A 19441-nucleotide genomic window follows, 5' to 3' on the forward strand; every position below is an offset into this window, starting at 1 on the left:
GGTGCGGCCTCAGTTCCCGTAGGCCTTGGCGGCCTCGGCTTCCAGCTTCGCGGCCGTCCCCCGGGGGTCGGAGGGGTCGCGCAGGAAGTCCTGGAGGAGCTTCCATTCGCCGGCGCCCTTGGTCCCGCCGAACGCGGCGGGTGCCTGGTCCGACATGTCGAAGCGGATCGAGTCGCCCGCCGCGATGAGGGATTCGGCGGTGCCGCGGGTGACGGGGTCGCCGTACGCGGCCATGTCGACCTTGATGCTCGGGGACAGGAAACCGCCCGCGCCGGCCCAGATCTCGGCCGCTTCCGGGCCCGCCAGGTACTCGACGAGCTTCATGCCGGCCTTGCCGTTCTTCCCCTGCTTGAGGACGACGGCCGCGTCTCCCCCGCTGACGACGGGTGCCTTGCCGCCGTCGACCGCGGGGAACGGAAGGAACTTCGCGTCCTTGCCCGGCTGCTTGCCGAACTGGTCCTTCGCCACACCGGCCACGAAGTCCCCCTCGTAGACCATGGCGGCCTTGGGGGCGGGGCCGAAGACCTGCTCGACGGACGTGGGGAAGTCGGTTCCCAGCGCGGTCTGGGCGCCGCCGGCGACCAGCCGGCTGTCCTTGAACAGGTCCCCGAGGGTAATCAGGGCCGTGACGACGCTGTCGTCGGTCCACTTGAGCGTGTGCCGGGCGAGCTGGTCGTACTTCTCGGGGCCGGCCTGGGAGAGGTAGATGTTCTCGAACCAGTCGGTGAGGGTCCAGCCGTCCTCGCCGGCTATGGCGAAGGCGGGGCGGCCGGAGTCGGCGAGGGTGCGGCCGGTGCTCAGCAGGTCGGCGTAGGTCTTGGGTTCGCTCACGCCCGCCTGGGCGAAGGTGTCGGGGGCGTACCAGATGGTGGACTTGTGGGCGGCCTTGAAATAGAGGCCGTAGTACGTGCCGTCGACGGTGCCGTAGTTCCTCCACACCGGGGCGAGGGTGGAGTCGGCGGTCCTGGCGGTCTGCTCCGACAGGGGCTGGAGCCAGCCCTCCTTGGCGAACTGCTGGAGCACGCCCACCTGGGGGACCATGACGACATCGGGGGCGTTGCCGCCCTCGATCTTGCTTCCGACGAAGGTGGAGACGTTGTCGCCGGAGGGGACGAAGACCGTGGTGGCGCCGGTCTTCTCGGTGAAGGCGTCCAGCACCTTCTTGAAGTTCTTCTGTTCGGTGCCGGTCCAGACGCCGGCCACGGTCACGGTCTGGCCGGCCAGTTCACCGCCGCTCGCGGGTCCGGTGGTGGCGGTGCCGCAGGCGGTGGCGCCGAGGGTCAGGGCCAGGGCCGCCGCGGCGGTGGCAGCGGTACGTCGGGTCGCCTTGCCGGGTCGTCGCATGAGGAGTCCTTTTCGCAGGGGGAGGCGGGTGGGAAGACGGATCGGGAGGCCGGTCGGGAGGCCGGTCGGCAGCAGTGGGCCGGCGTCGGTTCGCTCGGTCACGGGGCCGGGCATTCGGCCGTCCACCAGGCGGCCGTGGCCGGGGGGAGCACGCCGTCGGGGCAGGGGCCGCTGGCGAGCAGCGGGGTTCCGGGGACCGGAGCGGGCACCGGCTCGGTGCCGAAGTTGACCGCGCAGACCAGTCCCTCGCCCCGCACGACGGCCAGCACGTGCGCGGGGGCGTCCAGCCAGCGCAGGGTGCCCTCGCCGAGCTGCGGCAGGGTGCGCCGCAACTGGAGCCCGTCGCGGTAGAGGTGCCAGAAGGACCGGGTGTCGGCCAGGGCGCGGTCGGTGGCGTGCTCGGCGAACCATTCGGGCTGCGGCAGCCACGGCTTGGCGACGGCCGCTTCCTGGCTGAAGCCGAAGGGTGAGGCGTGCCCCGACCAGGGCAGCGGCACGCGGCAGCCGTCCCGTACGTGCCTCCGGTTGCCGGTGCGGTGGAAGATCGGGTCGGTGAGGACCTCGTCGGGCAGGTCGAGGACCTCGGGGAGGCCGAGCTCCTCACCCTGGTAGACGTAGGCGGCGCCGGGCAGGGCGAGCATGAGGAGGGCGGCCGCGCGGGCGCGGGCGGCTCCCAGTCCGCTCCCCTCCACCCCGGGCTCGCCCGCATAGCGGGTGACGGTGCGGACCTGGTCGTGGTTGTTGAGCAACCAGGTGACGGTGGAGCCGGTGCCGGCGATGTCGCGCATCGCCTCGGTGATCGTCGCGCGGAAGGCGGCGGCGTCCCAAGGGGCGCTGAGCAGGTCGAAGAAGAACGCCTGGTGCAGTTCGTCGGGGCGGACGTACTCGGCGTGCTGACGGGCGGTCGGCACGGACACCTCGCCGACGAGCAGCCGCTCGCGGCCGTCCCGGGCGGTGTACTCCTCGCACACCGAGCGCCATCGGCGCCACACGTCGTGGACCTCGGGCTGGTTCCAGGCGAGCTGGTTGACGGCGTCGCGGGCCCGCTCGTCCGCTGCGGGGTCGTCGGAGTCGGGCAGGTCCGGGTGCTTGAACAGTCCGGCGGCGACGTCGATGCGGAAGCCGTCGACGCCGCGGTCGAGCCAGAAGCGCAGCACGCGCTCGAAGTCGTCGCCCACGGCCGGGTCGCGCCAGTTGAGGTCGGGCTGCTCGGGCGTGAACAGGTGCAGGTACCACTCTCCGGGGGCGCCGTCGGGGCCGGTGGTCCGGGTCCAGGCCGGCCCGCCGAACATGGCACGCCAGTTGTTGGGCGGTTGCGCGCCGTCCGGGCCGCGGCCCGGTGCGAAGTGGAAGCGGGCACGCGGCGCGCTGCCCGGCGGCGAGGCGAGCGCCTCGCGGAACCACGGGTGCTCGCTGGAGCAGTGGTTGGGAACGATGTCGAGCAGCAGCTTGAGCCCGAGGCGCCGGGCGTCGGACACCAGTCGGTCGAATTCGGCGAGGTCGCCGTAGACGGGGTCGATGTCGCAGTAGTCGGCGACGTCGTAGCCGTGGTCGTGCTGCGGCGACGGGTAGAAGGGGCTGAGCCATATGCCGTCCACCCCGAGCTTCATGAGGTAGGGCAGCCCGGCCCGTACGCCGGCCAGGTCGCCGACGCCGTCCCCGGTGCTGTCGAGGAAGCTGCGGACGTAGACCTGGTAGATCACCGCGTCGCGCCACCAGGAGCCCGGTGCGGTGGCGGTGCGGAGGGAGCGGCCGGTACCGGCCGGAAGGGTGCTGAGCATCTCGCGTCGACCTGTTCTGCTGAAGTGCGAGAGCGTCCTCGATGAGGTGCGCTGTTATGCATGCATGTTAGGTAGGCATGACGGGAGGGTGTCAACGATGCGTCCACAAACAACCGAAAGTTGGGATGCTTTGTACCGATCTCTCCACATGCCCAAGCCCAGGGCCTCTACCTAACAAGTAAGTAGAGGCCCTGGAGGATGAGGATCAGCAGGGAAAAGAGAAGCGGGTGAGCGGGTGGCTCAGCCCGCGCGGGAGATGGCCCCGAGTTCGCGCGCGAGCCGCGCCGCCGCCTGCTCGGGCGTCTGGCGCAGGGCCATCACGTCCTGCGCCACGGCCTGGACGGCGAGGCTCACCTGGTCGTAACGCGGGCTCTTGGGGCGCGGGACCGCCGACAGCAGGCTCTGGCGCAGCGTGGGCAGGTAGGGATGCGCAACGACGAGCTCGGGGTCCTCGTACAGCGCGGCGCGCACCGGTGGCAGCGCGCCCTCGGTGAGCACCCGCTTCTGGACCCGCTCGCTGGTGAGGTAGGAGATGAGGTCGGCTGCCGACGCCGGGTGCCGCGCATCGGTGCTGACGGCCAGGTTGGAGCCGCCCAGCACGCTGGCGCCGGGCCCGTCGGGTCCGGGCAGCGGCACGGCGCCGAATCTGCCGGCGATCTTCGACCCGTCCGCATCGGCGTCCGCGTACACGTAGGGCCAGTTGCGGAGGAAGAGCAGCCGGCCGTCCTGGAACGCCTGCCGGGACTCCTCCTCCTTGTAGCCGAGCGCCTCCCGGGAGATCCACCCCTCCCGCACGCCGTCCGCGAGGAACCGCAGTCCGGCGCGGGCGGCCCCGGAGTCCACGGTCACCCGCGCACCGTCGTCCCGCAGGATCGAACCACCGCCCGAGTGCACCGCCTCGGTGACGTTGACGGTGAGCCCCTCGTACGGCAGGAACTGGCCGGCATAGCCGTCCAGTCCGTGCCGCGGGGCCACCTCGCGGGCCTGCCGGGCCAGTTCCGCCCAGGTGCGCGGGGGCTGCTCGCCCTCGCGGTCGAGGATGTCCTTGCGGTAGTAGAGCAGTCCCGCGTTGGTGACGTAGGGGACCGCGTACAGCCGGCCGTCGAAGGTCGCCGTGTCGACGACCGGCCGCAGGAAGGCGTCGAGCGGGAACCGGTCGCGCTCGAGCGGGGAGATCCATCCGGCGGCCGCGAACTCCGAGGTCCAGGCGACGTCGATGTTCAGTACGTCGAACCGGCCCCGGCCCGATCGCAGCTCACTGATCATCTGGGCCCGCGTCTCGTCCGCCGAGTCGGGCAGCTCGACGAGCGTGACGCGCTCGCCGGGGTGGTCCTCGTTCCAATCCTGGAGCAGTGGGGCGAGGTAGCCGGTCAGGTCACCGGCCGTCACGAGCGTGAGGGGACCGCGTCCCCCGGCGGCGGCGCCGGCGTCCGGGCGCACCCCGAATCCGGCGTAACCCGCCAGTACCACCGCCGCGACCAGGAGAGCTCTACCCGCGGCACGCGTCCACCGCATAGATTCCTCCCGTACACGATCCGGCTGCGCCGCCGACCATCGCGGCCTATATATACCCGTTAGGCATAGGCGATACTAGACGTGCAGGCAGAGGAGCCGGACGCGGACGTCGAGCCGTTCGGCGCCGGGTGAACCGTTGACTACGGAGCGGGAAGGAGGGGGAGCGAGTGCGGCTGGCGCTCCTTGCGCTCCTCACCCGTAGCCCCGCGCACGGTTACGAGCTGAAGCAGGACCTTGAGAAGCTCCTGGGCTCGGCGTACCCTCAGCCGAACGTCGGGCAGATCTACGTGACCCTCGGGCGGCTGGAGAAGAGCGGCCTGATCGAGGGCGAGGACGTCGAGCAGTCGGGCCGCCCCAACAAGCGCACGTACCGGTTGACGGATGCCGGGCGCGAGGCCGTGCTGGCCTGGTTCGAGGACACCGCGGAGGAGCCCCGGGTCCGGGACGAGTTCTTCATGAAACTCGCGCTCGCACCGCGGTCGGGTCTGGCCGATCCCGTCGCACTGATCAACAAGCAGCGCCGGCAGTACCTCAACACCATGCGGGACCTGTCCAAGCTGGCCGCGGCCGAGGACCGCGACAACAAGATCTCCCACCTGCTGATCGAGGGCGCGATGCTGCACCTGCAGGCCGACCTCGACTGGCTGGAACGCTGTCAGGAGGAGCTGGAATGAGCGTCGGCGCCGCCACCGCGCCTGCCGCGCCCATCGTGCGCGCCGAGGGGCTGGTCAAGACGCATCACGGCGAGGGCGCGCCGGTGTGTGCCGTGCGCGGGGTGGACCTGGCCGTCCAGCCTGGCGAGTTCGTCGCGGTGACGGGACCCTCGGGGGCGGGGAAGTCCACGCTGCTCCACCTGATCGGCGGGCTCCAGCAGCCCGACGGCGGAAAGCTGTGGATCGGCGGCGAGCGGGTCGACGGGTACGGCGAGGCGCGGTGGGCGGTGCTGCGGCGCCGCAGCATCGGTGTCGTCTTCCAGTTCTTCAACCTGGTCTCCAACCTGACCGTCGCGGACAACGTCGAACTGCCCGCCCTGCTCGCCGGCGCCTCCCCGAAGGCCGCCCGCGACTCCCGCGCCGAACTGCTCGCCGAACTGGGCCTCGAAGGCCGGGAGCGGTCGATGCCGGGCGAGTTGTCCGGCGGCGAACAGCAGCGGGTCGCCCTCGCCCGGGCGCTGGTCAACCACCCCGCGCTGCTGCTCGCCGACGAACCGGCCGGCAGCCTCGACAGCAAGGGCACCCGCGAGGTGCTGCGGCTGCTCTCGCGGTTCCACCAGCGCGGCCAGACGATCCTGATGGTCACCCATGACGCGCGGATGGCGAGCGCCGCGGACCGCGTCATCAGCTTCTTCGACGGGCGCATGGCCGACGACGCCCGGCTCGGCGCCGGGCGCCGCGAGGCGACCGGGGTGCGCGGCGTGCTCGAACTGAAGGAGTGACCGTGCGGGCCACCCTGCGCTGGGCGAACGCCGACTTCCGCGCGCGCCGCGGCGAAGCCCTCTTCGTGGTGCTGGCGAGCGCCGGGATCATCGCCTCGCTCCTGCTGGCCGGCGCCCTGTTCGGGTACGCCGCCAACCCCTGGCAGCGGGTTTTCAACCAGTCCCGGGGCGCGCACATCTGGCTGCACGTCCGCGCGGGAGCGGACACCGGCGCCCTGGCCCGCATGGACGGGGTCGCCGCCCTGTCCGGACCCTTCCGCACGGCGGCGACGACCGTCGAATCGCGGGGTGCGCGGGCCGGGGTGACCCTGCGCGCGGCCGCCGCCTCGCCACCCGGGACGGGGCGGCCGCTCGTCACTGCTGGCAGCTGGCCGGCCCTGCCGGAGGGCGGCGGCCCGGCCGCCGGCGGCGTCGTGCTGGAGGCCTCGGTCGCGAGGGCGCTGTGGGCGGAGCCGGGCGACACCGTGCGGGTCACGGGTGCGGACGGCGTGCCGCACACGCTGGAGGTCAGCGGGATCGCCGAGGCGGCCGAGCCCCGCTACCGGCCGGGCGGCGGATCCGGCCTCGGCTGGGTGCTCTCCCCCACGATGGACGAGATCGCCCCCAAGGACACCGGGCAGAGCGTGGGGCTGCGCCTGGAGGACCCCGACGACACCGACTTCATGGTGCAGCGGGCCGTGACCGTCCTCGGCGCCGACCGGGTGGCCGGCGTCACCAAGTGGCAGCAGGCCAAGGCCGAGGCGGGCGGCGACGACCGGCTGCTCGGGCAGCTGTTCGGCGTCTTCGGGCTCGGCGCACTGCTCACGGCGGCGCTGGCCGCGGCGGGAGCGATCGGCGCACGGATCCGCGGACAGCTGCGGGACATCGCCGTGCTCAAGGCGGTCGGCTTCACCCCCGGCCAGCTGACGGGCGGCTTCCTCCTGCAGCACCTGGCCTTCGCGCTCCTCGGGGTCGCCCTCGGCACGGCGGCGATCGCCCTGCTGGGCGCCCGGATACCGGGGCGGATCGGAGAGGCGGCGGCGCTCTGGAAGGACCTGCCCGGCCATACCGCGCTGATGATCGGCCTCCCGTGCGGGGCGGTGCTGCTGATCGCGGCCGCCACCGGGCTCTCGGCCTGGCGCGCGGGACGGGTGCCTCCGGTGCCGGTGGCCCGGGCGGCCCTGCCGTCGGCCGCCCCGATGACCGCGCTGGGCCGGCGTGCCCTCGGGATGCGGGTGCCCCCGGCGCTGGTCCTGGGATGGCGCGCGGCGTTCCCCCGACGAGGCCGGACGCTCGTGTCCGTGGCCCGGCTGGCCCTGCCGCTGGCGCTCATCACCGTGGCGCTCGTCGCCTGGTCGACGCTGGACCAGTTCCGGAGCCGGCCCGCGCACATGGGCCTGGCCGCGGCGCTGACCGTACGGGCGGCGCAGCCGGCGGGGGCACTCGACACGCAACTGCGCACCGCGCTCGAGGCCGTCCCGGACGTCGCGGCGGTCCGTCCGGGCGCGGAGATGGCCGCGCTGGTGCCGGGGCAGACGGGCACCATCACGCTGCGCGGGCTCGGTACGGCACGGGACCCGTACCCGTCGGCCGTGGTGGAGGGGCGTGCGGTCGGCGGCCCGGACGAGGCGGTGGCCGGACAGGGGCTGCTGGACCTCCTCGGGGTGCGCGTCGGTGACTGGGTGCGGATGACCGTCGAGGGGCGGCCCCAGGTCCTGCACCTGGTCGGCCGCACCATCGAACCCGCGTCAGGGGGCCGGGTGGTCACCACCACCATGGACGCGCTGAGGGAGCGCGATCCCGGCCTGCGGCCCGAGTTCCACGCCCTGGTACTGCGCGAGGGGGCGGACCCGCGGGCGGTGAGCGGGAGGTTGGCCGCGGTGGCGGGCGGAACGCTGGAGGTCCGCGAGACGCCCGGTCCGGCCGACGGGCTCGAACCCGCGCGCGCGGTGATCGCCTCGCTGATCGCGGTGCTGGCACTGATCGGTCTGACGGAGCTCCTGACGCTGATCGGCACGGGCGTCCGCGACCGGGGCCGCGACCTGCTCGCCCTCAAGGCGATCGGGCTGACGCCGCGGCAGATCGGGGCGATGATCGTGACGGCCGCCGGCCTGACCGCGCTGGCGGCCGCGCTGCTCGGGACGGCGGCCGGTGCGCTGTGCGGCCGCTGGCTGGTGGACGTCCAGGGCGCGTCGAGCGGGATCGGCGCGGGGATCGCCCACCTGCCCCCGGTCGCGGTGCTGCTGACGGTCGTCGCGGGGGCGGTGCTGGGCGCGGTGAGCGCCGCGGCCCTGCCGGCGGCCCGGGCCGCTCGGCGGCGGCTGGCGGACTCCTTGAGCGAGACCCTCTGAGCCGAGTCGAGACCCTCCGAGCCGACGGTGTGGAGGAGTCCGGCCTTCGGCCGGGCCCTTTCTGACGTCCCGGCACATCGAGCGTGCTCCGCTCCCCGACCGATTGTCAGTGGCGGGTGAGACGATCGATTCATCGATTCACCGATGGGAATGCGGGGGGACCTCATGTCCGGAAACCAGAACTACATCAACCACGTTGCCCTTGTCCTGGACGCCAGTTCGTCCATGTCGAAGCTGAGCGGCAAGGTCGTCGAGGTCGCCGACCAGCAGATCGCCTACCTGGCCCGCCGTTCGCAGGAACTGGATCAGGAAACCAGGGTCACGGTCTACGTCTTCGCGGACAAGGTGGAGTGCGTCATCTACGACAAGGACGTGCTGCGCATGCCGTCCCTGAAGCAGATGTACCGGGTCGGGGGAATGACGGCCCTGCTGGCGGCGACGCTGAAGTCCCAGAGCGAACTGGCGCAGACCGCCCAACTGTACGGCGACCACAGCTTCCTGACGTTCGTCCTGACCGACGGACAGGAGAACGCCAGTCACCGCTGCCCGGACGCCCCCGTCAGGGACCCGCGCGAACTGGTGAGGTCCGTGGCCTCGATGATCGAGACGCAGGAGGACAACTGGACCCTGGCCGTCCTGGTGCCGGACCAGATGGGCAAGCGCGAGGCCATGCAGTGCGGCTTCCCGAAGGACAACATCGCCGTCTGGGACGCCACGAGCACGCAGGGCCTGGAGGAAGCCGGAAAGGTCATCCTGAAGGCCACCGAGAAATTCATGGTGGGCCGCAGCAAGGGAATCCGGGGATCGCGGGCCGTGTTTTCCACCGGCTCCGACACGGTCAACAAGAAGTCCATTCAGGCAGCCGGTCTCACCCCGCTGAATGCGTCGGAATACCAGCTGGTTCCGGTGGCCCGCGACGCGGCGATCCGGGAATGGGTCACCGAATCCGGGCACACCTATCGCACCGGGTGCGCCTTCTACCAGTTGAGCAAGCCGGAGAAGATCCAGGCGCGAAAGCAGATCGCCGTGCTGGAAAAGAAGACGGACCAGGTGTACACCGGTCCCCAGGCCCGGGCCCTGCTCGGCCTGCCGGATGCGGAAGTGCGCATCAAGCCGAACCACAACGACGACTTCACCATCTTCGTGCAGAGCACCAGCGTGAACCGGAAGCTGGTGCCGAGCACGCGCCTGCTGATCATGGGCTGACACCCGCGAGCCCCGCCGTGACGCGGCGGGGCATGTGGAGGGTCGCGACGCGGTCGAGGCCGGAGGTCCCGCCCGGAAACGTCCGTCCCAGAACGTCCGGATTTCGCTCCCCACGGGGGGAACATGCCCTGCCCGCCCGGTAGTTCAACGAGAGGCAACAAGGAGACCGGGGCGGGCCCGCACGACTCGTCCTCGACGGGCAGGACAACGGCAAGGAGAAACCGTGCGCATACTCTTCACCGGCCCCGCCGCGGCAGGCCACCTCTTCCCGATGATCCCAACCGCGCAGGCTCTGCGCGCCGCCGGTCACGAGGTGCTGTTCGCAGGCTCACAGCCGCTGCACCAGCTGCGCGAGGCCGGATTCCCGCTCGTCGAGATCGGCGACGGCCGCACCATCCGGGACGTGTTCGAACAGTCCACGGGGGACAAGGTCCGCTACGTCACGCCCGACATGACGTCGGACGAGATCCTCGACCGGGCGGCCCACAGCTTCGCGCTCGTCTCCCGCGCCACCGTGGGCGGCCTGCTGGAGGTCGCCGAGGACTGGGGCGCCGACCTGCTGGTCTACGACTCCTTCCAGGCCTCCGCCCCGCTGGTCGCGGCCAAGCTCAAGATCCCCTCGGTGATCCAGAACTTCGGCGTCGCCTCCGGCCTCGACATGGTCGGCCGACTCGCCGCCCATTTCACCGAGGCGTACGAGACGTACGGGGTCCCCGGCCCGGCCGCATCCACCGCGCTGAACATCGTCCCCGCCTCGCTCGGCGGTGACCCCGGCGGCCTGCGGATGCGCTACCTGCCGTACAACGGCGGCGGCATCGTCCCCGCCGAGCTGCTCCGCCGCGGCACCCGCCCGCGCGTCACGGTCACCCTCGGCACCGTACTGACCGAGATGGACGGCGTTCGCGCCATCGTCCGCCTGATCGAGGCCGCGGCCTCGGTGGACGCCGAGTTCCTGCTCGCCGTCGGCCACGCCGACCTCACCCCGCTCGGCACCCTCCCGGACAACGTCCGCCCGCTGCCCTGGATCCCGCTCGCGGAACTGCTGACCGGATCCGACGCGCTGATCCACCACGGGGGCGCGGGCACGATGCTCACCGCCCTGCAGGCGGGCCTGCCCCAGCTCCTGCTCCCCCAGGGCGCGGACCACTTCCTCAACGCCGACGCCCTCACCCGGACCGGGGCCGCGCTGCGCTCGATCTCCGCGGATGTCGACGCCGCGCTCCTCACCCGCCTCACCGCCGACCCGGAACTGCGCGCAGCCGCCGTCCGCCTCCGCGCGGAGAACGCCGCCCTGCCCAGCCCGGCCGAGACGGTCCCTTCCCTGGAGGCGCTGACCACCGCCTGACACGCCGCTCTCCCACCGGTGCCGGGGCGCGGCGGGGGCCCCGGTCCGGGCGGTGGGTGGGCGCCCGGTCAGCTGCTGCGTACGACGCTCCACAGCGGCAGCTGCTCGAAGAAGGCGACCGACTCCTCGCGCCAGCGCGGACGCCAGCCGGCGGCCACTTCGGAAGCCCGCCGCGCGTAGCGTCCCATGTCCGCCTGCATTCCGGCCCGCACACCCCGGCGCTCACCGATCTCCCGGACGGCGGCGACGGCTTCGGCGGTCAGGGACGGGTTACCGAGCGCGGCCAGCACCGTGCGGCGCTCAGCGCCGTCGACCGCCGCCAGCAGGGCCCGGACGGTGTAACTGTTCTTCCCCGCGCGGAGGTTGGTGCCGGTCGGCTTACCCAAGGTGGCCGCGTCCGCGAAGAGGTCCAGGTAGTCATCGCTCATCTGCCCGCAGATCCCCACCAGCCGGGCGTAGTGGCGCAACTCCTCCTCGAAGGGCTCCGGCTGCTCGCCCGCGGCCAGCAGGCCGAGCTGCAGGGGCGCGAGGATCGAGTAGCGGGCGGACTTGTAGTCGCTCACGCAGTGCAGGACCGCGTCGTCCGGCACGGGGCCGAAGTCGCGTTCCAGATCGGCGATCTGGCCCATGAACGTGTCGGTGGCCGCGCGGATGTGCACCTCCACCATGGCCTGCCGCACGGCCACGGGCACGTCCGCCTCGAGCAGCGCCCGCAGCGACAGGGCGAGGGCGAGATCGCCCGCGAGGACGGTCAGGCCGAGGGCCGCCCGCGGGTGTTCGGGGAACCGCTCGCGGTAGGAGTGGTATGTGGACGGTCCACCGCGCCGGGTGGGGCTGTCGTCGATGAGGTCGTCGTGCACCAGGCCGTGGGTCTGCAGCAACTCGATGCTCAGCGCGGCGGCGTCCAGACCGGCCACCGGCGCGGCCGTCACCAGGCCCGCCGCCTCGTGCAGCAGTACGACCCGAATCCGCTTCCCGCCCCGCAGGGACAACTGCCGCAGCAGATCGAGGCACTCCGGGGTGAAGCGGCTGAACGACGGGGCGTCGAGTTCCGCGGTCACGGTGTCGAAGTACTCCTCGAACAGCGATTGGAACCGCTTCTCGTAGCCGGCCACACGCTCGGGGATCTGCTGGGTCATGAAGCGTCCTTCCTGCTCCGGGTGGGTCGGCGGACACCGGTGTACCCCTGCGACGGTAGTGGAAGGGGTGCGGGCCGGTCCCCGCCGGTCCCGGCCCGCACCTCTCGACCCAGGTCTGCGCCGAGCCCGGTGACAGCGGCGGCCCGCTCTACTCCGGCACCCGGGCACGCCTTTTCCCGGCGCTCGGCCTGCGGCTACGACGTCCCGGGCTCGGGGCACACCTGCCAGGCGAGGTGGTAGAGGGTGCTCACGCTGGCGTCGGTGGAGTCCATGGCCATGAAGCTGGTGGCCGTCTGCGGGTTGGACGTGCCCGCGTTCACGCGCAGTTCGGTGTTGATGTTGAAGTTGCGCTTCTCACCGCAGGGGGCCCAGACCAGGTCGGCGTACTCCGTCTTGTCGCTCGTCTGCCAGTTGTCGTTGAGCGGCCCGTTGAACTGGTGGGTGCGCTGGGAGGTCTGCGGCATGCCCTGGAAGTAGTAGCTGGCCTTTTCCTGCCCCCACGCACCGGGCTGGAGGAAGGCGAATCCGCGGTAGTCGGCCTGCACGATGGCGTAGGTGAAGCCGGACGGTACGTGGACGCGGAGATTGAGCTGGCAGTTCTTCCGGAAGGCGGTCGGCGGGGCGCCGGGGCCGACCTGGGCGAGGTAGTCGCTGTAGGTGACCGTGAAGGCGGTGTTGTCGGGGGCGACGGCCACTTCGGCGGTGCCCTCACGGCAGCCGGAGCCGTTCACGGTGGCGAGTTCGATGACGATCTTGTCGGGCGGTGCCGTGATCGGGCCGCCCGCCACGGCGGGCGTCGAGGCGGTGATCAGGGCGGCGGCCGCAGCACTGACGACCAGACCGCGGGTGCGGGTGCGGGGTGGGGTCGGAAAGCGGGCGGGGATGCGGGCGGGGATGCCGGTGTGTTCGCGGGACCGGGGCTGAGACATCGTTGTCACTCCTCCTGGCCGTCGGATCGGTCGGTTGCGGCGCTCACGCGTCCGCGCCTTCGGGCGCACGCGTCTGCGCTCAGGCCGCGGGGCATTCCCGCCACTCGAAGTGGTAGACGGTGCTGACGCTGCCGTCCGTGGAGTCCATGCTCATGAAGTTCAGCGCCTGCGGGCTCGACGTGCCCGCGTAGACCCGCAGTTCCGTGTTGACGTTGAGGTTGCGCTCCTCACCGCAGGGGGCCCAGACCAGGTCGGCGTAGTCGGTCCGGTCGCCGGCCTGCCAGTTGTCCGTGAGAGGGCCGTTGAACTGGTGGGTGCTACGGGCCGTTTGGGGCGATCCCTGGAAGTAGTAGTTCGCGCGCTGCTGTCCGTAGGCCCCGCGCTGGAGGTGCGCGAAGCCCCGGTAGTCCGCGCGGGCGATGGCGTACGTGAACCCCTGGGGCACGTGGATACGCAGGGCCAACTGGCAGTTCTTGCGGAACTCGGTGCCGCCCGAACCGGCTCCCGTCTGCGCCAGGTAGTCGCTGTAGGTCACGGTGAAGGCCGTGTTGTCGGAGGCGGCGGCGACGTCCGCGGTCCCCTGTGGGCAGCCCGAGCCGTTGACCCCGACCACCTCGACCGTGACGCGGCCGGGCGGCGGGACAGCAGGGGAATCGGCCTGGGCCTGGGCGGGGGCGGCGACGGCCGACAGCACCGCGATCGCGGCGCCGGCGGCAATTCTGCGCAGGAGCATGTTCCGGTTCTCCATTCGTGGGGCGTGCGGGCGGGCAGGAGACTCGCCATGGACATGCCACCACGGCCCCTGCGGGGCGGTAACGGCGCGATACGGTCAACACGCGCCCGGGGCGTCCCCCGCCCGGCGCCCTGGCCGGATGCCACGACGCCCGCCCTCCCGCGCACACCCCCCCATCAGCCCGGCCCCGCTCCCCGGCCGGGTGGAGCGGACGGCCGGCGCCCGGACGATGTCCGGTTCCCCCCGTCCCGCTCCGCCCGGCGATGAGGTCAGGACGTGCGCTTCAGGGTCCAGCTGTTGGGGTTGAGGCTGGGGACGGCGGAGTAGCGGCAGCCGCTCGAGTAGTAGGTGCTGGTGATGGTCCAGCCGGCGGGCGGCCAGGTGGAGGCGCAGGCGTTGACCTGCGTGCCCACGGGGTAACCCCGGAGGTCCTTGATCTGCTTGGCGTTCGGCGTGAAACCCGAACCGCAGCCGGCGCTGTTCCACCACTGGGTGTCCACCCAGCCGGCCGGGGTGAGCGTGCTGGAGCACAGGTTGAGGGTGTCGCCGGGGGCGGCGGAGGCGGGGCCGGCGGTGAGCGCGAGGGCGGTGACGGCCAGGGTGGCCAGCGCGGCGGCACAACGGGTGCGGATCACGGTGGTTCCTCTCGGCGCGCTGGAATCGCCGCCGACCGTCGGCGGGCCGTGCCAGGCGCCGGGTCCTTGCTATCCGAGAGGACGGGGCTGCATACAGTCACCTTTTGGGCATAACTTCGTGACGGTTTAAGGCCGTTGCGGCGCCCTACGCCTGCTGCAGGGCGCTCAGCAGGTCGAAGGCGGGTCCGTCCACCGACCGACAGTACGCCGATGCCCTTCAGCCGACCTGGATGCCGATCACGCACGTGTCGTCGTCCGTGTCGGACCGGCTCTGGGCGAGGAGTGCGTCCAGCCGCCCGTCGAGGTCCCCGCGCCCCGCGCCCGCCGCCTGCAGGAGGTGGCGCAGGGAGTCCTGCACTGAGGAGTCCCTGCGTTCCACCAGGCCGTCCGTGAACATCAGCAGCGTGTCGTCCGGCTGGAGTTGCACCTCTCGTTCCTCGTACGTGACGTCGGGCAGGGCTCCGAGCAGCAGGCCCTCGATGAGGGGGAACGCGTGGGCCCCGCCCTCCCGGAGCAGTACGGGCGGCAGGTGGCCCGCACGCGCCCAGCGCATCACCCTGGTGGCCGGGTCGAAGAGGCCGCAGACGGCGGTGGCCGTCACGTGCTCGGCCAGGTGGTGGGTGACCGTGTTGAGCCAGGACAGCATCTGCGCGGGGCCCGCGCCCGTCACCGCGAGGCCGCGCAGGGCGTTGCGCAGGACCACCATGCCGGTGGCCGCCGCGATGCCGTGTCCGGCGACGTCGCCCACGGACAGCATGATCAGTCCGGACGGCAGCACCACGGTGTCGTACCAGTCGCCGCCGACGAGCGACTCGGTCTCCGCCGGCCGGTAGCGTACGGCGACCCGCAGGCCCGGGGCTTCGATAGCCGGGGGCGTCGGGGGCATGATGGCGTGCTGGAGCTGGAGGGCCAGCCGATTGCGTTCGGCCGACTCGGCTTCGCTGTGGGCGAGTTGGTCCCTGGTCGCGGCCAGGGCGACCTCCGTCCAGTGCTGGGCGGAGATGTCCTGGTAGGCACCGCGCACGGCGTACAGCCGCTGGTCCGCGTCGAGGACGGGTTCGGCGACCACCCGGATGTGCCGGGTGATCCCGTCGGGCCTCTGGAGGCGGAAGTTGACCGAGGCGGGGCGCCGGTGGCGCAGGACGGCCCGCAGGAAGCCGGCCAGGGGGGCGGCGTCGTCCGGGTGGGCGTAGCCGGGCAGTTCGCCCAGCCGTACCGGCGGCGCGGTGGCGGGGAGGCCGTGGAGAGCGTAGAGCTGCGCGTTCCAGGTCGTCTCTCCGGTGGCCAGGTTCTCCTCGAACCCGCCGATCCGGCCCAGGCGCTGGGCGTGCTGCAGGAGGTTGGCCAGCCGGGCCGTCTCGTCCTCGGTCCGCCAGATGAGCATGACGGCGGAGCCGTGTCGGCTGACGCTGATGTCCGCCACCGAGGTCAGCGGGATCTGGTCGACGAGCGCGGTCAGGCTCATGCGTTCGGCCCGGAAGGGCTCGCCTGTCGCGTGGACGCGCGCGATGACGTCGAACAGCCCGCTCTCCCCGCCGGCCATCGGGTACGCCTCCAGCAGCAGCGCGCCGTTGACGTCCCCGCGGGGCCGTCCGAGCGGATCGACGAACCGGCTGCCGACGTGCCGGATCCGGAAGTCGCCGAGTCGGCCGTGGGTGTCGAGGACGGGGGTCAGGACCACGGCGGGGTCGTGGAGTCCTTCGGCGAGGTCGATGAGTTCCGCGACGTCCGGGAGCACCGCCTCGGTGGCACCCGGGTCGTGCGGAGGCGCGTCGTCCATGGTGTGCGCGCACAGCTCGGCCAGGGCCTCGACCTGGCGCTCGATCTGCGGCGGCTGCGGTGCGAGGGGCCCCGGCCAGCAGATTTCGAGGACCCCGTGGATTCGTCCGCCCGTTCCCGTGGGCACGGCCATCCGGCCGCCGTCGGTCCATTGGAGGTGGCCGATCGAGGGCAGCCCTTCCCTCTTGAGGCTGCCGAGCGTCACCAGCCCCCGCTCCCGCAGGGCCACGCGCGCGACGGTCGCGACGCCGGGGGGTACGTGACGCCACCGGTCGGCCTCACCCGGGCGGAATCCGGCGTGGCCGGCGAGGGTGAGCGAGCCGTCGGGCACCGCGGTCCACACGGCGACGGCCACGGCGCCCAGCGGGTCGAGCGCGTTCGTCAGGAGGGACTGCGCCACCGCCTGGATGTCGGCGGCCGCGGCGAGCACGCCGCTCTCGGCGGTGCGCAGCCGGACCGACACCGCGGTGTCCCGTTCGGCCTGCTCGCCGGCCGTGCCGGCGCGTTCGACGAACTCGGCGGCGATCGCGCTGACGTGGTCGCGTGATGCCTGGTTGACGATGTCGGCGGCGAGTTCGAGCAGGGACATGCCGCTGTCGCGGCACAGCACGTCGAGCTGCCGTGCCGCCGCGGCGGGGGTGCACTGCAGCTGCCCGATCAGGATGCCCTTGGCAAGTTCGACCAGGGCGCGGCCGTCCGCCGCCGCCTGTGCCTCCAGCACCTCGCGGCGCAGCCGTCCCACGGTGGCGACGAGGCGTCCCAGCGGGGTCGTGGCCTGGTGCGGGATGGCGGCCGCGCCAGGGCCGGCGACCGGCGCCGGCCCGGGGCCGGACTCGTCGCGCTGTTGGGTGTCCCCGGTCATCGGGTGAGCCAGTGACGGACGCGGGCGATGAGGTCGTCGGCGTCGACGGGCTTGGTCACGTAGTCGCTGGCGCCGGCGGCGAGGCTCTTCTCCCGGTCCCCGGGCATCGCCTTGGCGGTGACCGCGATGATGGGCAGGTCCTCGTAGGCCGGCATCCGCCGGATCTCGGCGGTGGCCGCGTAGCCGTCGAGTTCGGGCATCATCACGTCCATCAGGATGAGGTCGACGCCCGCGTGGTGCGTGAGGGCGGCGATTCCCTTGCGGCCGTCCTCGGCGTGGAGCACCCGCATGCCGTGCAGTTCCAGGACCCCGCTGAGGGCGAAGAGGTTGCGTGCGTCGTCGTCCACGACCAGGACGGTGCGCCCGGCCAGGTCCCCGTCCGGCACCTGCTCGGCCTGGCTGCGCCGGGCGATGCCGGGGACGGGGGGCAGTACCTCACCCGGCTGTTCGGCGGACAGGTGCAGTGCGATGCGTTCCCGCAGCTCGTCCAGGCTGGTGAGGAGTTCCACGTGGCGTGACGCGGACCGCTCCCGCAGGGCGTCCTCCCGACCCGTCCTGGCCCGGGGGTTGTTGTGGGCGAGGACGGGCAGCGAGGACAGGGCCGGGTCGCCGTCGAGCGCGTCGAGGAAGTGCAGCGCCTCCCCCTCCGGCATGTCCAGTTCCAGGACGACGCAGTGGAAGGGGTCGGACGCCAGGGCGGCCGCGGCCTCCCGGGAGCTCGTGGCGTTGACCACCTGGATCCCGCCGGGCTCGCCCGTCACCCCGGGGCTGGGGGCGAAGTCCCGGGCGGCGCTCTCGGCGACGAGGGAGAGCAGGCCGTTCTGCCGTTCCTCGATCACCAGCAGGCGCCGGGGCCGCCGCTGCGCCGGGAGCACCGGGGTCTCGGGGCGGCCCGTGCCGGACCCCCCGGGGACGGTGTCGGCCGCGTCCGCGGCGGAGGCGTCGCCGGGGACGTCCTCCTCGTGGTCCGCGGGGCCGACCGGCAGGTAGAGGGTGAACGTGCTGCCCTGGCCCGGGCTGCTCTCCGCGACGACGGCCCCGCCGAGGAGCTGGGCGATCTCACGGCTGATGGAAAGCCCGAGGCCGGTGCCGCCGTACTTGCGGCTGGTGGTGCCGTCGGCCTGCTGGAACGCTCCGAAGACCGAGTCCAGCTGCTGCTCGGGGATGCCGATGCCGGTGTCCCGCACCCGGAAGGCCAGCAGGGGCCCGCGCCGGGGGATCCCGGCGGGGGCCTCGGAGGCCGCCGCGGGTTCGATCCGGAGCTCGACGCCGCCGCGCTCGGTGAACTTGACGGCGTTGGACAGCAGGTTGCGCAAAATCTGGCGCAGCCGCGAATCGTCGGTGAACAGGTCTTCGGGTGCGCCGGGCGCGGTGGTGACGGTGAAGTCGAGGCTCTTCTGCGTGGTCATCGGGCGGAAGGTGGCATCGACGTACTCGAGCAGGTGGGGCAGGTGCACCCGCTCGGGGTTGATGTCCATCTTGCCGGCCTCGACCTTGGACAGGTCGAGGATGTCGTTGATGAGCTGGAGGAGGTCGGAGCCGGCGGAGTGGATGATGCCCGCGTACTCGACCTGCTTCGGGGTGAGGTTGCGCGAGGGGTTCTGTGCGAGCAACTGGGCGAGGATCAAGAGGCTGTTAAGCGGGGTGCGCAGTTCGTGGCTCATGTTGGCCAGGAATTCGGACTTGTAGGTGGAGGCCAGCGACAACTGCTGTGCGCGGGTCTCCAGTTCCTGCCGGGCCTGCTCGATCTCCAGGTTCTTGGCTTCGATGTCGCTGTTCTGGCTGGCGAGGAGTGCGGCCTTCTCCTCCAGTTCGGCGTTGGAGCGCTGGAGCTCCTCCTGCTGGACCTGGAGCTCCGCCGAGCGCGCCTGGAGTTCAGCGGTCAGGCGCTGCGACTCGTCGAGGAGTTCGTCGGTGCGGGCGTTGGCGACGATCGTGTTGACGTTGGCGCCGATGGTCTCCATCAGCTGGGCGAGGAAGTCGCGGTGGACGGGGGTGAAGGGACTGAAGGAGGCGAGTTCGATCACGCCCAGGACCTGGTCGTCGACCACGATGGGCAGGATGATCAGGCTGCCGGGGGTGGTGTGGCCGAGGCCGGAGGAGATGACGTACGCGCCGGGGACCTGGTCGGTGGCGATGATGCGGCGGCTGCGGGCCGCCTGCCCGACGAGGGACTCGCCGAGGGCGAACTCGGTGCCCACGGCGGCGGTGGCGGGCCGGCCGTAGGATCCCACGAGGGAGAGGACGGTGCCGCCGGGGCGGTCCTCGGCCAGGTAGAAGGCGCCGTACTGGGCGGCGACGAGCGGCGTCAGTTCGTCCATGACGAGTTCGGCGACGACGGCGAGGTCGCGGTGGCCCTGCATGAGGCTGGAGATCTGCGCGAGGTTGGACTTGAGCCAGTCCTGCTC

14 protein-coding genes are annotated in these 19441 nt (G+C 72.2%); 5 read left to right on the plus strand and 9 right to left on the minus strand.

The genetic code is table 11. The features are described 5' to 3' along the window. Positions 1-9 precede the first annotated feature (9 nt). The 3 genes from AC07FY_RS23950 to AC07FY_RS23960 all read right to left on the minus strand — a co-directional run bounded on the left by AC07FY_RS23950 (position 10) and on the right by AC07FY_RS23960 (position 4640). The gene (locus AC07FY_RS23950; protein ID WP_479009374.1) at positions 10-1344 is read right to left on the minus strand and encodes an ABC transporter substrate-binding protein; all 1335 of its coding nucleotides are present in this window, start codon (positions 1342-1344) and stop codon (positions 10-12) included. Between the two features lie 98 nt (positions 1345-1442). Then, positions 1443-3125: a glycoside hydrolase family 13 protein gene (locus AC07FY_RS23955; RefSeq protein WP_479009376.1), complete on the minus strand. Its 1683-nt coding sequence runs from the start codon at positions 3123-3125 to the stop codon at positions 1443-1445. Between the two features lie 240 nt (positions 3126-3365). Continuing rightward, positions 3366-4640 (minus strand): ABC transporter substrate-binding protein, encoded by a 1275-nt coding sequence (locus AC07FY_RS23960; protein WP_479009378.1) that lies wholly within the window; start codon positions 4638-4640, stop codon positions 3366-3368. Between the two features lie 167 nt (positions 4641-4807). On the opposite strand from AC07FY_RS23960, the gene AC07FY_RS23965 reads away from it, so the two are divergent. The 5 genes from AC07FY_RS23965 (at position 4808) to AC07FY_RS23985 (ending at position 10956) form a co-directional block, all read left to right on the plus strand. Then, positions 4808-5314, plus strand: coding sequence for a PadR family transcriptional regulator (locus AC07FY_RS23965; RefSeq protein WP_479009380.1), 507 nt, complete (start codon positions 4808-4810; stop codon positions 5312-5314). Beyond that, positions 5311-6075 (plus strand): ABC transporter ATP-binding protein, encoded by a 765-nt coding sequence (locus AC07FY_RS23970; protein ID WP_479009383.1) that lies wholly within the window; start codon positions 5311-5313, stop codon positions 6073-6075. Before AC07FY_RS23965 ends, AC07FY_RS23970 begins: the two co-directional genes overlap by 4 nt. Positions 6076-6077: 2 nt before the next feature. Next, a complete protein-coding gene (locus AC07FY_RS23975) occupies positions 6078-8405 on the plus strand; it encodes an ABC transporter permease (protein ID WP_479009386.1) in 2328 nt (775 codons plus the stop codon). A gap of 165 nt (positions 8406-8570) precedes the next feature. After that, positions 8571-9611: a vWA domain-containing protein gene (locus AC07FY_RS23980; RefSeq protein WP_479009389.1), complete on the plus strand. Its 1041-nt coding sequence runs from the start codon at positions 8571-8573 to the stop codon at positions 9609-9611. A 223-nt stretch (positions 9612-9834) separates the two neighbouring features. After that, a complete protein-coding gene (locus AC07FY_RS23985) occupies positions 9835-10956 on the plus strand; it encodes a nucleotide disphospho-sugar-binding domain-containing protein (protein ID WP_479009392.1) in 1122 nt (373 codons plus the stop codon). Between the two features lie 68 nt (positions 10957-11024). Here the strand turns inward: AC07FY_RS23985 and AC07FY_RS23990 are convergent, their stop codons facing one another. The 6 genes from AC07FY_RS23990 to AC07FY_RS24015 form a co-directional block, all read right to left on the minus strand. Beyond that, on the minus strand, positions 11025-12095 hold the full coding sequence (locus AC07FY_RS23990) for a polyprenyl synthetase family protein (RefSeq protein ID WP_479009395.1): 1071 nt from the start codon (positions 12093-12095) through the stop codon (positions 11025-11027). A gap of 194 nt (positions 12096-12289) precedes the next feature. Beyond that, on the minus strand, positions 12290-13024 hold the full coding sequence (locus AC07FY_RS23995; protein ID WP_479009398.1) for a DUF4360 domain-containing protein: 735 nt from the start codon (positions 13022-13024) through the stop codon (positions 12290-12292). Between the two features lie 79 nt (positions 13025-13103). Continuing rightward, a complete protein-coding gene (locus AC07FY_RS24000) occupies positions 13104-13757 on the minus strand; it encodes a DUF4360 domain-containing protein (protein WP_479009444.1) in 654 nt (217 codons plus the stop codon). Positions 13758-14026: 269 nt separating this feature from the next. Then, complete coding sequence (locus tag AC07FY_RS24005) at positions 14027-14392, minus strand: hypothetical protein (protein WP_479009401.1); 366 nt, start codon at positions 14390-14392, stop codon at positions 14027-14029. A 217-nt stretch (positions 14393-14609) separates the two neighbouring features. After that, complete coding sequence (locus AC07FY_RS24010) at positions 14610-17033, minus strand: PP2C family protein-serine/threonine phosphatase (protein ID WP_479009403.1); 2424 nt, start codon at positions 17031-17033, stop codon at positions 14610-14612. Next, on the minus strand, positions 17030-19441 hold a 2412-nt coding region (locus tag AC07FY_RS24015), incomplete at its 5' end, for a response regulator (RefSeq protein WP_479009406.1). The genes AC07FY_RS24010 and AC07FY_RS24015, both read right to left, overlap by 4 nt.

Source organism: Streptomyces sp. NPDC045967 (genome assembly GCF_056430495.1).

What these genes read in the sequence shown, in the direction of transcription:
- AC07FY_RS23955 (WP_479009376.1), bottom strand. Translation starts at nt 3,125, where the DNA reads ATGCTCAGCACCCTTCCGGCCGGTACCGGCCGCTCCCTCCGCACCGCC.
- AC07FY_RS23995 (WP_479009398.1), bottom strand. Translation starts at nt 13,024, where the DNA reads ATGTCTCAGCCCCGGTCCCGCGAACACACCGGCATCCCCGCCCGCATC.
- AC07FY_RS23980 (WP_479009389.1), top strand. Translation starts at nt 8,571, where the DNA reads ATGTCCGGAAACCAGAACTACATCAACCACGTTGCCCTTGTCCTGGAC.
- AC07FY_RS24000 (WP_479009444.1), bottom strand. Translation starts at nt 13,757, where the DNA reads ATGCTCCTGCGCAGAATTGCCGCCGGCGCCGCGATCGCGGTGCTGTCG.
- AC07FY_RS24010 (WP_479009403.1), bottom strand. Translation starts at nt 17,033, where the DNA reads ATGACCGGGGACACCCAACAGCGCGACGAGTCCGGCCCCGGGCCGGCG.
- AC07FY_RS23990 (WP_479009395.1), bottom strand. Translation starts at nt 12,095, where the DNA reads ATGACCCAGCAGATCCCCGAGCGTGTGGCCGGCTACGAGAAGCGGTTC.
- AC07FY_RS23970 (WP_479009383.1), top strand. Translation starts at nt 5,311, where the DNA reads ATGAGCGTCGGCGCCGCCACCGCGCCTGCCGCGCCCATCGTGCGCGCC.
- AC07FY_RS23960 (WP_479009378.1), bottom strand. Translation starts at nt 4,640, where the DNA reads ATGCGGTGGACGCGTGCCGCGGGTAGAGCTCTCCTGGTCGCGGCGGTG.
- AC07FY_RS23950 (WP_479009374.1), bottom strand. Translation starts at nt 1,344, where the DNA reads ATGCGACGACCCGGCAAGGCGACCCGACGTACCGCTGCCACCGCCGCG.